Genomic DNA, 16,173 nt, shown 5'->3' with positions numbered 1-16,173 from the left:
CATATACATAAACGCTACTCCTGGTACAAACAATTGGCTATCAAGCCCGTCCAGCCGGTTTGATGTGCGGCACCTAAACCAAGACCTGTATCGCCATCAAAAAATTCATAAAACAAAATGTGATCTTTAAAATGCGGATCGGTTTGCAGTTTTAGATTTTTGCCGTAAACTGGTCGTTCACCATTTTCGTTTTTCATAAACAGTTTGGAAACCCGGGCATATAGTTCGTTGGCTACCTCTTTCAGGTTCATAAAGTTGCCAGATCCGGTCGGGCATTCTATTTTAAACTCATCTCCATAAAACATATGGAACCTATGCAAACTATCAATAATCAGGTAATTGATCGGCATCCAGATAGGGCCGCGCCAGTTACTGTTGCCACCAAATAAACCGCTGTCACTCTCGCCAGGCACATAGGATATGCCAAATTCAACTCCATTTACCGAAACGTGATAAGGATGTTTAAGATGATACTTTGAAAGTGAACGGATCCCATAATCGCTCAAAAACTCATTTTCATCCAACATGTATTTGAGCAATGATTTCATCCTGTAGCCGCGCAGCAAACTAATCAGGTGTTTACCGTTGCTTCCCTTCTCGTTCCAGCGCGAAACCAGCGATGCAAGATCAGGCCGGTTTTCGGCAAACCATTTCATGCGGTCTTTAAACACCGGGCTTTCCGTAATATCTTTTTCATCCAATACCTCGGTAGCAAACAGTGGAATCAACCCTACTATACTCCTAACCCGCATTTTAATAGAACCATCATCAGGGAAACGGATCTGATCATAAAAAAAGCCGTCGTCATCATCCCAAAGGCCTTCATTGTTTTCGCCCAGGTTTGACATGGCCCCAACAATATAAATGAAATGCTCAAAAAACTTAGAAGCGATATCAGCGTAGGCTTTGTCGGTTTCGGTAAGCTCGGTGGCAATACGAAGCAGGTTAAGCGAATACATGGCCATCCAACTGGTGCCATCGGCCTGTTCCAAATGCTGCCCGGATGGTAAATGCATATTACGGTCAAAAACACCGATGTTATCCATCCCCAGGAAACCACCCTCAAAAATATTATTGCCCGATTGGTCCTTGCGGTTAACCCACCAGGTAAAATTGAGCATCAGTTTGTGAAAAACCCGCTCCAGGAAATAAGTATCCCCTTTTCCATTGTTATTTTCCTTATCGGTTTTATATACGTTCCATACAGCCATGGCATGTACCGGAGGGTTTACATCGCCAAAATCCCATTCATAGGCAGGCAACTGGCCGTTAGGGTGCATATACCAATCGCGGGTAAGCAAAATCAACTGATTTTTGGCAAAGGCCATATCAACGGTTGCCAGCGGCAGGCAGTGAAAAGCAAGGTCCCAGGCGGCAAACCAGGGATATTCCCACTTATCTGGCATTGAAACAATATCGCGGGTATTAAGATGCGTCCACTTACTGTTTCGGGCTTTTTGCCTTTGTGCAGGCGGGCGGGGCATCCCTTTATCACCGCTAAGCCAATGGCGGGTATCTGAATAGTAAAACTGCTTGTTCCATAACATGCCGGCAAAAGCCTGCCGCTGAATAAGGCGGCGATCGGGGTTCATGGTAGCGCCATGAATATCGTTATAAAACTGGTCGGCCTCTGTTTGGCGAACAGCAAAAACCTCGTCAAAATCCTCAAAACTATAATTTGCATCTTCAGACAGTCGCAAGCGTATGGTTACGCTTCGCCTGGCTGGGATATTCAAATCGTAATTTATAGCTGCCTTGGTGCCCATGTTTTTAGGATTTACCGTATCGGCAGCATGAATAATGTAATCGTTTATACCATCCTTATAATACTTTCGGCCATCGTCATAATTATAAAGCCTGCGCGAGTTAGTTTCATTATCACAGAACAGGAGTTGAGCTTGCCCTTCGATGTGCAGCCACATTTGCCCAAGGTCTTTATGAAAAATGCTGATCACTTTATCCGAAGAAGCACAAAGATCTGGTTTGCGCGAATCATATCCCCAAGCCCAGGTATTGCGGAACCATAAAGTAGGCATTACATTAAGCGGGGCATCCTCTTCACTCCGGTTATGGATAGTTATTTTAATGAGGATATCTTCCTGGGCGCTTTTGGCATATTCGGTAAAAACATCAAAATATTCGTTACGATCAAAGATCCCCGTGTCCATCAGTTCAAATTCCGAATCCTGGCGGCCGCGGCGTTTGTTCTCATCAACCAGCCATTTGTACGGAAACTCGTTTTGCGGATATTTATACAGCGTTTTCATGTACGAGTGTGTAGGTGTACTATCCAGATAGTAGTACATCTCTTTCACATCCTCGCCATGATTACCTTCGGGGTTGCTTAAACCAAAATATCGTTCTTTAATTATAGGGTCTTTCTTATTCCACAATGCTATTGCAAAACACAGATATTGCTGCCTATCGCAAATGCCGGCTATACCTTCCTCGCCCCAGCGATAAGCTTTGCTGCGGGCCATATCATGGGTTATGTAGTTCCAGGCATCACCATTTGCACTGTAATCCTCCCTCACGGTACCCCACTGCCTATCACTTACGTAAGGCCCCCACTTTTTCCAGCCTGTATCTTTTAACCTTGATTGTTCTGCATTCATAGTATAGATGACAATTTACACTATCCCTAATTTAAGGTAAGTGTTTCGCAAAGTAGATTTAATTAAGGAAAGTTACAGATATAAAAGGCAGGTTTTACTGTTTAATGAAGAAATGGAAGGATTTGGGGGTGGTATTTTTAAAATCGCTTTTTTTGTTTTGTGGTCGAGATTATACTATGGATAAACCTCGACCAGCGTCAGTGGGTCGCAGAATCCAGACTTACGAAGTTTTAAAAACTTCGTAAGTCTTCGCCGTCTGGTAATTATATATGGAAACGCCGCGCACATTCTAACTCATACATTTTTCAACTGCCACTGCAAACTAAAAACTGCCAACTGATTTACCCCCAGGCATTCCTTAAAAACCTGAGCCAGTTGCTGTGCATCATATTTTGAATATCCTCATCAGTATAACCGCGTCTCTTTAACAGATCGGGCACCTTTTGCAGATCGGCAATTGTTTCCAGATCATAAGGACATTGCTCGCGACCAAAGGCTCCGTCAAGATCGGTGCCCATACCTACGTGCAGGGCATTGCCGGCTATCTGGCAAATGTGATCGATGTGGTCAACCATAACTTCCATATTACAGTTCATACCTTTTGGGGTAGATACGCCCCTTACCCAGTTCGGCACCATCATCCAGGCATCAAGGGCGGCGCCGATCACTGCGCCGCGGTCGATAAGGGCTTTGATCATCTCATCGCTGTACTGGCGGTTATGATTTACCAGCGCCCGGCAATTGTTATGACTTGCCCAAACGTGCCCGTTAAAATGATCGAGTGCTTCCCAAAAACTATCATCGCAGAGATGGGTAGCATCTAAAATGATATTCAGCCGCTCCATTTCTTTAAGCAACTGATGACCTTTAGGTCCCATGTAACCGGTAGCATCAGTACCCTGAGCATACCTGCCGGGGCCATAATGCGCCGGACCAACAGCCCGCAAGCCATAATTATAAGCCCGTTCCAAATGCTGAACCGTCACTATCGAATCGGCACCTTCCAAACTTAAAATATACCCCACCGGCTTTTTTTCTGACGGGGTAACATCATTCCAAAGTCCCAGATGTTTTTCAAGCGATGGCATATCGTTCACCTGCACCATTTCGCCAGCATCTTCCATGGCCTTGTACCAGGCTACCTGTCCCTGGGTTTGCGCCCAGGCCTGCTCGGGCGAGTGCCAGCCGGGCAAAGGGTTACCAGGTGCTACATAGCGCCCTATCTGGGTAGCTACCACCAGGCCAATATTCCCTTTACGCAATTCGGGCAGGGTAACAACAGCCTTAGCACGATCTGGCTTGTCGGTTAAGCCTTCTTCGCGCTGGTTTACTTCAGCAAGCGGGCGCGTAAGGTCGCGGTTCCACTCCAGGGCGTTCATGCTTAAATCTAAATGAGCATCTATAACAAACATGGTATCAGGGGTATTTAAATGGTAATTTTGCGGTCGCGGGCCTTGTTAAGCCACTCACCGGTAATATTTTCGTTTTCGATAGTATAAACGCGCTCGTACAGCGCAACAGTAGGGCAAACATGGTGCGGAATGCCATAAAGTATATCACCCACCTGATATTGGTGGTTAGCTCCCGCTTCAACTACCAAATGCTCTTCACTTTGGCTTACCGGGTAAAGCTCCGGCGCATTTAAAAAGTAAATGCGTTTACTCAATTCATTCTCGGCAGATATCGACTTATGTCCCACATCCAGACAAAGCTTTGTTGTGCCGGGCAGAGAAATTACCCGTGTAATAACCAGTGCCGCGGGTAAAAAATCCTGCTCGGGCATACCCACCTGGTAACCTTTATCCCAGTAAACAAACGTGCCGGGACTGCATTCAACAGAATGACGTTTAGCATGGATAGGAAAGGTTGGTGAACCTCCTGCTACGATAACCGGCTCGGGGTAACCTTTACTTGTTATAGTTTGCTGCAATTTAAGCACAGGATCAAACGCAAAATCACAGCGTTCGGCCCGTTTTTGCAGGTCTAAATCATGAATGTGGCCATCATAGGCATGCAAACCCAGGGGGTTAATACCCGGCAGTACACCGCAATCCATATAAAGCTGAAGGGCTTCAAAACCTGGCGTTATACCTGTACGGTTCATGCCTACGTTCAAGTCCAGGTAAACATCGATATTAGCATTAAATCTTACCGCTTCGTCAGAGATTTCCTTTGCCGACGCGGAGTTATCAACCAAACACGAAAAACGCGTGTGCGGATAAGCATGGATCAGCCTGATGAAACGGTGCAGTTTAGGCCCCTGGGGTTGGTAAGCCAGCAAAACATCGGAGGCTTTGTTTATGGCCAGCAGTTCGGCCTCGGCAATGGTGGCGCATTTGAACTTACTGATGCCGGCCTCCAGCAGTAAAGCGGTAACCTCGGCATTTTTATAGGTTTTAACATGGGGGCGCAAACGCTTAATATCATCAATCATGCCTGTAAGCATGGCTATGTTTGTTTTAACCCTGTCGGGATAAACCACCAGTGCCGGGGTATCCAGCTTATCAATATCCTGTATATTATACCAGTTGGGCGTCATGGGTTTAATATTTTTTCATGTAGAGGCGCATAATTGCGACTTCGAACATACAGAGCCGCCCTTATGGTGCCTCTGCAAGCGGGAGACGCAATTATGCGTCTCTACAGAATGGAAATTGTAGATTTTATTCTAATTCAAACAGGGCTTCAATCTCAACGGGGATATTATCAGGTAATGAGCCCATACCCACCGCGCTGCGTACGCCTATGCCGTTCTCCTCGCCCCAAATTTTGGCAAAAAGTTCGCTGGCGCCATTTATAATAAATGGGTGCTTTTCAAATTCGGGTGTGCAGTTAACCATACCCAGCACTTTTATAACACGTTTAATTTTATTAAAACTGCCGATGTTGGCTTTAATGGTAGCGAGCATAGTTAAACCAACCTGTTGTGCAGCAAGCTTGCCATCTTCCGGGCTTACTGTTTCACCAATGCGGCCAATAATCAGCGAAGCATCATCCTGTACCGGACCATGGCCCGACAGGTATAAATATTTACCATCAACTAAACATGGTTTATAAACGCCAAGCGGCTTTGGTGCAGGCGGCAGGTTTAAACCCAGCGCTGCAAAGTTTTCTTCAGGAGTGTTCATGAACGTAAAACTATTGTTTTTAAGTAAAAAAGTATCCATAAAAAATAATTTTACACGAATGCTGTCTGCCGAAGAGAATTTAATTCGGAAAAATTAGTTTTAAATAAAAAAGCCGGGGATCTCACTCCCGGCTTCACCAAATCAACTAAGTAATATATATAATCTCAAAATTTAAACGACACACCAAAATTGATAGCATAATCGGCAAATGCCGCGTCGCCGATAACGTATTTACCGGTGGCTATCGAGTTTTCTTTATCAGTAACACTTTGTGTGCGGTCGCGTTTCAGGGCGATGGGCACGCTGGCAAAGATATTTACCCTTTTAAATGCATAGCTCAGGGCAGGCTCTGCAGAAATGATATAACCCGGACGGCGGAAAGCATCGCTTTTACCGATCAGGTCATGAACAGGGATCCCCTCAATACGACCGCCTGCTGATATAGTGAACACATGCGCTATGGTGTAGTTAACACCTAAACGGGCAAGATACTGATCAGGCACGCTTGAAATAGCTTCGTTTGCAAGCGTAGCGCTCAATGTTTCGCGATAAGTACGGGTGCCGTTGGTATTGCGCGGATTACTCATATAGTACAAGTTAGTATACCCGCTAAAGCCGCTGCCAAAACCCAGGTAACCGTTTGCTTCGGCAATGATGCCCAGGCCGCCATCGCCTAACTGAATGGATTGATCAACAGGGCGCTCGGAAGGGATGACATTGTAAAAATGTGATTTATAATTAAAATCGCCGGTAGGCAACTTGATACCTAAACCAACCTGGATATTTCCTTTGGTTTTACGGCTATCAAACAACCACCTGTTAACAACGATGCGGGCATCGCCAATACCCTGCGAGTATGAATTATGGCGCTCTTTACCGCCGTGCTCATATAATGAAGAGCGGGTATTAACAAGATAAGGTACACCAACAGATACTGACCAATACTGGTTAAAATTACGGGTAAGATTTAGATCAAAAGTATGCTGATGGTTGATCACCTCGTTACCTATCACCAGGCGCTGCTTCTGCTCGTCGCTGCCCTTAAAGTGGCGAAACGATTTAAAATAGCGCCATGAAGCGGTGAGCTCCCAACCTTTGTATGAAGTGTCCTGCGTAGTATGTTCCATGTTACTGAACGGGCCATCTCCTTTAATGGCAACGCAGCCTTGCGCGTGTACACCGGTATAGGTAAGCAGCAGGCACGTCGCTATGCAAAAGAGAAATTGTAAAGTATGTTTCATAATATGTTGTTTAAATGTAATTGCACCTTATAAGTAGTGGTTAAATAAAACCGGGGTCTCAATCCCGGCTTTAAAATCAACAAAACCAATTTTCTATTTAATCCTAAAAGTTATCCCCACGTTAATGGCATAATCGGCAAATGCGGCATCACCCTGGGTATAAGTTCCTGTTAAGCTCGTCGAAATTTTATCCGGTACGCTTTGTGTGCGGTCGCGTTTTAATGCTACAGGTACAAAAGCATAAATTGAAAATGATTTAACACGGTAAGTAACACCCGGCTCGGCAGAGATGATATATCCGGGCCTGCGGAAGCCATTACTCCCCCCTACAAGATCATGCACGGGCAAACATTCATAACGTACGCCGGCCGAAAAATCAAACTTACTGATGCCATAGCTTGCACCGCCGCGGATCATTACCTGGTCGGGCACGCTCATAACATCGCTGCCGTTAGCAACTGCTTTGGCACTTGGTGTACCGCCACGGGCCGATGATACACCATTCTGTTCCCTTGGACTAATCAGGTAGTAAAAGCCGCCATACAGGCCAAAACTGTGTGTGAAATTATAGTACGTATTAATCTCGGTGGTGATACCGGTTCCGCCGTCACCCAACTGAATGGATTGATCAACCGGGCCAAGCGTTTTGCCATCGTTGGCAGCTGTATGATAAAAATAATCCTGATAGTTGTAGTTTCCGGTTGGCAGTTTTAAACCCAAACCAACCTGGATATTTCCGCGGCGGGCTTTTGCTGGGTTTAGCAACCAGGCGTAAGCGGTTAAACGTACATCGCCCAAACCAAAGGAATGTGTTTCCAAACGCTCCTTACCTCCATGCTCATATAATGATGAACGGCTGTTATCAACTATAGGTAAATCAACAGCAAACGACCAACGGTTATTAAATATGCGGGTTAAAGTAAGATCCTGTGTATATGAATGATTAATTACATTAGTTCCTTGTTGAATTCGTTGTTTTTGCTCCTTGGTACCAACAAAGTGTTTATATGAGCGAAAGTAACGGTTATTGCTGTTTAACAACCAGCTGCCATTGTTGGAAACACTATCAGGATGTTCATCCATAGTGCATAAGCCGCCTGTGCTCCTGATGGCAACGCAGCCTTGTGCATTTGCCTTTGCAAAGGTTGCAAATATGATGACCATTGTAACGCCAATAAATTTCAGTACCAGTTTTTTCATAGTATTATTAAAAGTATTTGTGTGCATTTGCAATTGTTTAGTTAATATGTTTACAAAGCAGGGTGATTTTTCAACCTGTTCAATAAGCTTTTTTATGTTTTGATGATTTAGCTTGCTCTTAAATGTGATGTATGTTTAAAAGGCCAGAGAATATAACCAGCCGGTGCTTTTTTAACCGCAAACCATAAGGCCAGCAATACACCGTAGCTGCCGCCGCGTTCTATCCACTCAAACATTTCGTATTTTGGATAAAAGAGCTCGCTGGATATTTTCCATATAATAAAAACGAGGAGTATATTTTTAAAAGGACGAATAAGCACTGTTAACGCAGCCAGCACTTCAAACAAGCCAACAAACTGAGCCGTTTTAGCCGGATCGGCAAAACCAAGCGTATGGTATTGACTTAATAAACCTTGCTTTTGGATAAGGTTGAGCCAGCCATGGCCTATTAGCAGCAAAAATGCAAACACCCTTAACCAGGTAATAACTTTAGCCAGGGTTTCGGCATTGATACTAACATTATCATCCATACGGGCAAGCCATTGTTTTTTACCTAATGGGAACCCTCCCTGTACCAACAGTAAAGCAAACGGTGCACCATAGTTGCCGGCACGTTCAATGAACTCGGCAAAAGGTTCGCCCGACAGTGGGCGCATAGATGCAGTAGCCAGTCCCCAAACCACCAGCCATGCAGCTATGGCACGGGTCGGATAAACCAGCATGGAAATACCCATTAATATATCCACGGTACCTACATAAGGCATCAGTGTATAGGCCATTTCTTTACCTATACCGAAAACACCAAAGTAGTTACACCAGATTTGTTTGGTAATAATACCAAAGCAACCGTGCCCTATAAAGCACATAACTACTGCGAGCCGAAGCGTGTGATATATTTTCTGATCGTTTGTTAAGCCGCGCATTGTTTATTCGTCCTCAATTCAACATCCTGTTATTTCGCATCGGCACCATCCGCCTTACCTCTGTTAACTGCGTATTGGCCAACTTTATTTCCGGTTACCAAACCAACTTCGCAGTCGCTACGATAATGAATAGCCCCATACAACCTCGACATAGCCGCCGCATGCGCCATATCGGTAAATTTACTCCCCCTATCAGGCAGCAAATAGGTTAGCACAGTAGCAGCCGCACCGCTAAAGTTAGAGTGACCTGACGTATACGCCGGAAAATTTGGCACGCCGGTTAATGTTTTGATATTTGGGTTAGCCTGCGACGGGCGTTGGTTAAAGTAAAAATATTTAGTATCCCAACATACAATAGCGGCGTCCATTTCGGCCATATTCAATAATGCAAAGTTACGTGCCCAGCGTACTTCGCTGTAATTTTGTTTTACAAATTCATCAGCTGCAATAGCATTCCAGTGACCTGTAGGCGTATAAGTACCGGCGCCATCGGCCCAGAAAGCAACCAGCTCTTCATGATCGCGGCTATGGTCTTTACTGAATGACAATACTTCTTCTGTTTCTTTTTTAAATTCGGCCGAATTTGTTGCGTACGGAGCCGGAGGTCTGATTGCAGCTACAGTAGTTGAATCGAACAAGAAAGGCGTAACTTTTGAAAACAACGGCAGCATCGGTGGCCTTTTGGGGGTTTCCAGGCTCACCCAAAATTGCTCGCCTTTTGCAGCGGTGATAGTTTCAAAGCTTTTCCAGATAGCGGGAGAACCGCCTGCTTTGCCTGCACCATCATTACGGGCGCGGGTGGCAAATATGGCAGCTACCTGCCTGCCTAACGATTCGCCGGCAGCAAATTCGCCACGGGTATTAGCTCCTGATGCCATCCTGTATAATCTTTCTTCATCAACCTTTTGTTGTATATAGGCTACATCCGCAGGGAATAATAATTTCATGATCTCAGATGTCGCACCAGATACTACCGCGTCCTCGCTTGGGTACGAAGGCAGGTCGGATGTCGGGATCAGTGCTTTAACACCCGAGTCATTTTTATATGGTGCCGTACGTTTATAAACGTTTTTGAAATGCCATGCAGCTATCAGCGCATCATATTGTGCAGCACTTACATAAGCGTAGGCACGTGCAGCATAAGGTGGGTTTGAAAACGGAAATTCGGGGTAATTAAAAGGATTGGTAGAACTTGGAGCCGGATAAGTACCATCAGGGTTCTGGTACGGTGGTATATTATGTTTGGCTACCAGTTCGCGCAAAATCTCATTCCATCTTAATACAGAGCCCGCGCTCCAATATTGGATCTTTGACTGCTGATCACTGGTTAGATTTTTCTGTAATCCTTTGATCTCGTTCAGATCGGCTACATAGGCCGGTGATGTAACAGCATCAGGCGCGCCTACGTTCAACACACTAAAATCTTTAACAAGCACGGGGTTCCAGGTATCGGCAGTAAGGTCAAGATTTGAGGGTTTAAGTGCGGGATACAGCGAAGTACGGTCTAAAATATCCTTTCGGCATGAGCTAAAGGTTACCGCCGCCAAAGCTGTGATTGTAAATATATTAAGTATAGTTTTTTTCATTTCATTGATCATTGATTGTCCAACCTGTTATTACTTCTCCTTTTTGGTGCTAAACACATAGTACACACCTGCAAATCCCGACCGGGTTTGGCCTACATTACGTCCGTTTAAAACATAGTTACCGCCTGCAGTAAACTCAAGTCCGCTGATAGACTGGAAACTGTATTTCAATATTAAACCAACAGCTGTGCTATTCATGCGGTTACTTGGAAAAGGCATATCGTTTTTACGGATATCAAAGCCGCTTGTGCTTGTAATCTTTGTAAAAGTGGCCTCGGCATTAAATTTGAGGCTGCGGTAGCCGCTGCTAAACATAAAGTTGGTAGCGTTTGGTAACTGCACCTCATTGGTGTAATGCATTTCGGTAGTGTAGTATGAATTTCTATCGATAGTAATATTATCGCGGCGAATGTACTGACCTGAGCCTGCCACAAAGAATCTGCCTGTTTGATAGTTAAGCAACGCACGGAGCGCTACACTTTTACTATGTAAACCTACAGATAGGGGTAAATAATCGGCCTCATAATTGGCTAACGGCAAACTACCTGTAGCAATTGCATGAACGCTGAATAAACCGCGGCCTATCTCTTCTTTTACCGCCATCCATTTAAATGAAACCATAAGGTCCTGAAATGACTTTTCGCCCCTTAAAGTACCCGCAGAGGCGTTGGTGGTTACGTAAGGCACCATAAATAGCAGGTTGATCCGGTTTGAAAGACCATAATTTCCACCCAGACTGTAAACATTGGTACTTACAGTGCCCAAATTTGGATTATCCCTTTTAAAGGTACCCTCCCAGTAGTGGTCCCAACTCCCATGGGTGTATACTGCGGCAGCACAAAAATAATTTTTAGGGATCATCAATGCGTCAGCATCGGTTTGGGCTTTGGCACATTGTGCAACAGCCATTAAAAAAGAAACTACAATACAACATCTGTAAAAATACAGCGACATAAATTTCATTACGTTTAAATAAAGGGTATAAAAAAATGGTAAAACAAAAGCCGGATCAACATTATCAACTGAAATCGCTTAACCACCGATTGTTGATAATATCTCAGCATTAAAGAGCATGATCAAAGCCGTAAAAAAAGAAGCTATTGTCCCTAAATAGGGCGCGCAGACAATGTGCAGTCCAAAAAGCCAAATGATAAAAACGGTTTGTATCCTTAAAATACAGGCACACAAATCAATTTAACTCATAATTTACAGGCAATAATCAGCAGGCAGAGTTTGGCGGCTTGCCGGGTGACTCGATGAAGGGTGAATTTACATGGTAGGCTATAGGGCGTGGTTTTACCTTTAATGTCCTTCCGTAAGATAAGAATTGGTAATGCATAATCTGGAAGCTGTATTCGCCTCCAGCGTTTATCTTTTTTTGCGATGAATCATGCCCCTTTTTACTTAAGGGCACATCGCTTATTTCTTTAGCAATAATGAGGTTTGCATTAACCAAACGGGTTTTAACACTATTGGCTATACAAATAAATGACATGGTATCCTGTGTAACTTTATAACGCAGGTAGTTGTAGTAAACACCTTTTAATTGTAACTGGCCCTGATCGCGCACGTACCCGTTCCAACTGTGGATTTTTGGAAGATGTACAGGAATCTTGATCTCTACAAGTTTGGTAGCGTCAACCTTATTTTCATAGATCTGCTTAACAATTTGCACTTCGGACCGGTGAATAAAATACTCAAATACTAAACTGTATCCGCCCAAATTGAACAGATGTACGTTTAATAAAAGTATCGCTATAAGCTTCTTCACCAAAAGAAATTTTTGTTAGGGTATATAATTGCCAGTAAATATATGTAACAATATTGTTAAAACAAATAAAAAGTAAAATTGTATCAATCACAATTAAACGCCAGCCTAATTAGGATTTTGCCAATCTACATTAGATATATTTGCGGGTATTAACCCGTAAACTATGGATCTGATAACCCAACCCTGGCCCTGGTATGTAGCCGGCCCGCTGATAGGCCTTATTGTACCTGCCCTGCTTATTATCGGAAATAAAACTTTTGGTATCTCATCATCACTGAGACATATCTGCGCGGCATGCATTCCGGCTAATATTTCCTTTTTTAAGTACGATTGGAAAAAGGAAAGCTGGAACCTGTTTTTTGTTGCCGGCATCGTTTTAGGAGGCTTCATATCCGCGGAATTTTTATCAGCCAATCACCCGGTCGATATTAATCCGCAAACCCACGCTGTGTTGCGGCAACAGGGCGTTAAGGATTTTAACGGGTTACTGCCAAAAGATGTTTTTAGCTTCGATCAGCTCCTTACCTTAAGAGGTTTTATTTTTATGGTGATAGGCGGCTTTTTGGTAGGCTTTGGCACCCGGTATGCAGGCGGCTGCACATCAGGCCACGCCATTATGGGCATCTCCAACCTGCAGGGGCCATCCCTTGTGGCAACATGCTGTTTTATGGCAGGCGGCTTTATCATGACCTGGTTTATTTTACCCTACCTATTACATTTATAATATGCGCAATATCAAATACCTATTTGCAGGCCTCCTTTTTGGCATAGTGCTGGTGAAATCAGAAGTGATATCGTGGTTCAGGATCCAGGAAATGTTCAGGCTTCAATCGTTTCATATGTATGGTATCATTGGCAGCGCTATTATTGTAGGGATGATCTCTGTTATGATCATTAAACGCTATAAGATCAAAACCCTTACCGGCGATGCCATCGTTATTCCCGACAAAAAATTTAGCTGGGGCAACGTATATGGCGGGTTGATATTTGGTTTAGGCTGGGCAATTACAGGTGCCTGCCCCGGTCCGTTGTTTGCGCAGATTGGAAGCGGCTTTTTGGTCACTTCGGTTACGCTTTTAAGCGCTATTTTGGGGACATGGGTTTATGGCTTGCTCAGAGAAAAATTACAACATTAAATTAATTTCATGCAAAGGCGCAAAGCAGCAAAGAATTTACAAGCCCTTAATATCACTTCATGAGCCAACAAAAAAAGATCCCGGTTTCAAATATTTTCAGCATCCTCATTATGGCATTGGCGTTGTTGGTAATTTTTAATCCAAATGCAAAAGGCCATCTGATCAGGGGATTGATGTCGCTGGGCTTTTTCCAGCCCGATCCCGGGGGATACGTTAAGCATCCCGAAAATGTTACCAATGTACCGGATATCCAGTTTAAAGATGCAACCGGTAATACCATATCGTTAAGCACCTTAAAATCTAAAGTGGTATTTATAAACTATTGGGCTACCTGGTGCCCTCCCTGCATCGCCGAAATGCCCAAAGTAAATGAACTCTACAAAAAATTCAGGAACGATCCAAAAGTAGCCTTTCTTTTGGTTGATGTAGATAACGACCTGCCCAAAGCCAAAGCTTTTATGCTTAAAAACAACTACGACCTACCTTTATATATACAAATGAGCAATGTACCCGGCACTTTACTGGATGGCACTATCCCTACTACCCTCGTATTTGATAAAGAGGGCATGCTTATTTATAAGCACTCCGGCGCGGCAGATTATAGCAGCGAAGAATTTGAAAAATTTATGAGGAACCTTGATTAGCTTGATTAAAGGATTCCCTGATAATACTTTTCTTAAAGGCTAACCACCGGTTTTATTCAATTATGCTTATAATTCAAGGTAATCCTTTAATCAAGCTAATCATGGTCAATATTTTTTATTGTTCTTTTAACACTTATTCTCATTTTTTTTCTTTTCTTTACTGCACAATTAGTTAAATCCTAAGTTTCAATGAAAAAGAACCCGTTTTTACACCTCGGCGTTATCGCTTTGTCCTTATTGAGCTCGGCATCCTTCGGGCAAACAGGTACACTTAATATCAGTACCGATTCAAAAACAACCATTAGCAAACACATTTATGGTCAATTTGCCGAACACCTTGGCCGTGGTATTTATGGAGGTTTTTGGGTTGATAAAACCCTCCCTGTAAAAAAACAGGACCGCATCAGGCTTGATATTGTTGATGCCCTCAAAAAGATAAAGATCCCTAACCTGCGCTGGCCCGGCGGATGCTTTGCCGACGAGTATCACTGGCGCGATGGTATTGGTCCGGCTACCGCGCGCCCACGCATGGTAAATACTAATTGGGGCGGTGTTACCGAAGATAATAGCTTTGGTACGCATGAGTTTTTGGAACTTTGTGATTTACTGGGTTGTGAACCTTATATTGCCGGTAACGTTGGCAGCGGCACGGTTGACGAAATGTCGAAATGGATAGAATATCTTAACTCAAACAGCAGCAGTACGGTAGTACAGGAACGCAAAAAGAATGGGCATCCAGCTCCTTATAAAGTAACATTTTGGGGCGTAGGTAACGAAAGCTGGGGTTGCGGCGGTAATATGACACCTGAATATTACTCCGACCTTTTTAAACGATATGCTTCATTCGCTAAAGATTACCCCGGCGCTAAATTAAATAAAATAGCCAGCGGACCGAATGCAGATGATTACCGCTGGACGGAGGTTTGCATGAAAAACATCTCGAGCGGTATGATGGCAGGTTTATCGTTGCATTATTATACCATACCAACAGGTAATTGGGGCAAAAAAGGTTCGGCAACTAACTTTGACGAAAAAGAATACTTCAGCACTATGGTAAATTGCCTTAAAATGGAGGAACTGGTTACCAAACATTCGGCCATTATGGATAAATATGACCCGGATAAAAAAGTGGCCCTCGTTGTTGACGAATGGGGCATCTGGACCGATCCGGAACCCGGCAACTGGGGTGTTCTGTATCAACAAAATAGCTTGCGCGATGCTTTAATAGCAGGCACAACGCTTAATATATTCAATAACCATAGCGACCGCGTTAGAATGGCTGCACTTGCACAAGCCATCAACGTACTGCAGGCGTTGATATTAACTGATAAAGAAAAAATGGTGCTTACGCCTACCTATCATGTATTTGATATGTATAAAGTACACCAGGATGCCAAATATCTGCCCATTAAGTTGAGCGTACCTGATTACGAAGTTGACGGCAAAAAAATTGAAGCTGTAAATGCATCTGCTTCGCAGGATGCGGCCGGCAAGGTACACATCTCATTAGTTAACCTTGATCCGCACAATACCATTACTATTACAACCAACCTAAGCGATATAAAATGGCAAACCGTTAGCGGCCAGGTATTAACTTCGGCTAAATTAACAGATATTAATACATTTAAAGATGCCAACAAAATTCACCTTAACGCTTTTACCGGCGCTAAAAAAGATGGTGACAAATTGGTAGTAAATCTGCCTGCAAAATCAATCGTAACGCTCGAATTGAAATAAAATCCTTTCCCCTAAATACAAAAGAGGCTGCATCATATACAAATGATGCGGTCTTTTTTTGCATATAAAGCAATTGAACAAACACGGATAACCAACTTATTAGTTTTAAGCTTTACGTATTCTGCTTTTAACTTTATAATGGCTCACGGTTTTTTCTTAAAGTTTGACGGCAGAGGCTTTTCAGACTAAATG

At 43.6% G+C, this 16,173-nt stretch carries 14 protein-coding genes; 4 read left to right on the top strand and 10 right to left on the bottom strand.

Annotated elements, in window-relative coordinates; translation table 11 throughout:
- Nucleotides 1–14 precede the first annotated feature (14 nt).
- The 10 genes from ACEN82_RS07875 to ACEN82_RS07830 all read right to left on the bottom strand — a co-directional run bounded on the left by ACEN82_RS07875 (nt 15) and on the right by ACEN82_RS07830 (nt 12,464).
- Nucleotides 15–2,615: an MGH1-like glycoside hydrolase domain-containing protein gene (locus ACEN82_RS07875; RefSeq protein WP_413319181.1), complete on the bottom strand. Its 2,601-nt coding sequence runs from the start codon at nt 2,613–2,615 to the stop codon at nt 15–17.
- A 341-nt stretch (nt 2,616–2,956) separates the two neighbouring features.
- Entirely contained in the window at nt 2,957–4,027 is a 1,071-nt protein-coding gene (locus tag ACEN82_RS07870; RefSeq protein ID WP_413319183.1) for a dipeptidase, read from the bottom strand.
- A 14-nt stretch (nt 4,028–4,041) separates the two neighbouring features.
- Nucleotides 4,042–5,154: a D-TA family PLP-dependent enzyme gene (locus tag ACEN82_RS07865; RefSeq protein WP_413319185.1), complete on the bottom strand. Its 1,113-nt coding sequence runs from the start codon at nt 5,152–5,154 to the stop codon at nt 4,042–4,044.
- Between the two features lie 124 nt (nt 5,155–5,278).
- Nucleotides 5,279–5,782 (bottom strand): RidA family protein, encoded by a 504-nt coding sequence (locus tag ACEN82_RS07860; RefSeq protein WP_413319187.1) that lies wholly within the window; start codon nt 5,780–5,782, stop codon nt 5,279–5,281.
- Between the two features lie 125 nt (nt 5,783–5,907).
- Complete coding sequence (locus ACEN82_RS07855; protein ID WP_413319189.1) at nt 5,908–6,984, bottom strand: hypothetical protein; 1,077 nt, start codon at nt 6,982–6,984, stop codon at nt 5,908–5,910.
- Nucleotides 6,985–7,077: 93 nt separating this feature from the next.
- Nucleotides 7,078–8,184: a hypothetical protein gene (locus tag ACEN82_RS07850; protein ID WP_413319191.1), complete on the bottom strand. Its 1,107-nt coding sequence runs from the start codon at nt 8,182–8,184 to the stop codon at nt 7,078–7,080.
- Nucleotides 8,185–8,291: 107 nt separating this feature from the next.
- Complete coding sequence (locus tag ACEN82_RS07845) at nt 8,292–9,107, bottom strand: hypothetical protein (RefSeq protein WP_413319192.1); 816 nt, start codon at nt 9,105–9,107, stop codon at nt 8,292–8,294.
- Nucleotides 9,108–9,136: 29 nt separating this feature from the next.
- On the bottom strand, nt 9,137–10,693 hold the full coding sequence (locus ACEN82_RS07840) for a vanadium-dependent haloperoxidase (RefSeq protein WP_413319194.1): 1,557 nt from the start codon (nt 10,691–10,693) through the stop codon (nt 9,137–9,139).
- Between the two features lie 30 nt (nt 10,694–10,723).
- Entirely contained in the window at nt 10,724–11,602 is an 879-nt protein-coding gene (locus ACEN82_RS07835) for a transporter (protein ID WP_188832628.1), read from the bottom strand.
- A gap of 310 nt (nt 11,603–11,912) precedes the next feature.
- Nucleotides 11,913–12,464, bottom strand: a complete 552-nt coding sequence (locus ACEN82_RS07830) for a hypothetical protein (RefSeq protein ID WP_139159965.1) — start codon at nt 12,462–12,464, stop codon at nt 11,913–11,915.
- Nucleotides 12,465–12,627: 163 nt separating this feature from the next.
- On the opposite strand from ACEN82_RS07830, the gene ACEN82_RS07825 reads away from it, so the two are divergent.
- The 4 genes from ACEN82_RS07825 to ACEN82_RS07810 all read left to right on the top strand — a co-directional run bounded on the left by ACEN82_RS07825 (nt 12,628) and on the right by ACEN82_RS07810 (nt 15,981).
- Complete coding sequence (locus tag ACEN82_RS07825) at nt 12,628–13,188, top strand: YeeE/YedE family protein (RefSeq protein ID WP_090526930.1); 561 nt, start codon at nt 12,628–12,630, stop codon at nt 13,186–13,188.
- Between the two features lies 1 nt (nt 13,189).
- The gene (locus tag ACEN82_RS07820) at nt 13,190–13,600 is read left to right on the top strand and encodes a DUF6691 family protein (RefSeq protein ID WP_090526928.1); all 411 of its coding nucleotides are present in this window, start codon (nt 13,190–13,192) and stop codon (nt 13,598–13,600) included.
- Between the two features lie 59 nt (nt 13,601–13,659).
- Entirely contained in the window at nt 13,660–14,244 is a 585-nt protein-coding gene (locus ACEN82_RS07815) for a TlpA family protein disulfide reductase (protein ID WP_176627505.1), read from the top strand.
- A gap of 189 nt (nt 14,245–14,433) precedes the next feature.
- On the top strand, nt 14,434–15,981 hold the full coding sequence (locus ACEN82_RS07810; protein WP_090526922.1) for an alpha-N-arabinofuranosidase: 1,548 nt from the start codon (nt 14,434–14,436) through the stop codon (nt 15,979–15,981).
- The last annotated feature ends 192 nt before the right edge of the window (nt 15,982–16,173 follow it).

Source organism: Mucilaginibacter sp. Mucisp73, assembly GCF_059491465.1.
The sequence above is the reverse complement of the archived record's forward strand: the minus strand, read 5'-3'. Positions and strand labels throughout refer to the sequence as shown.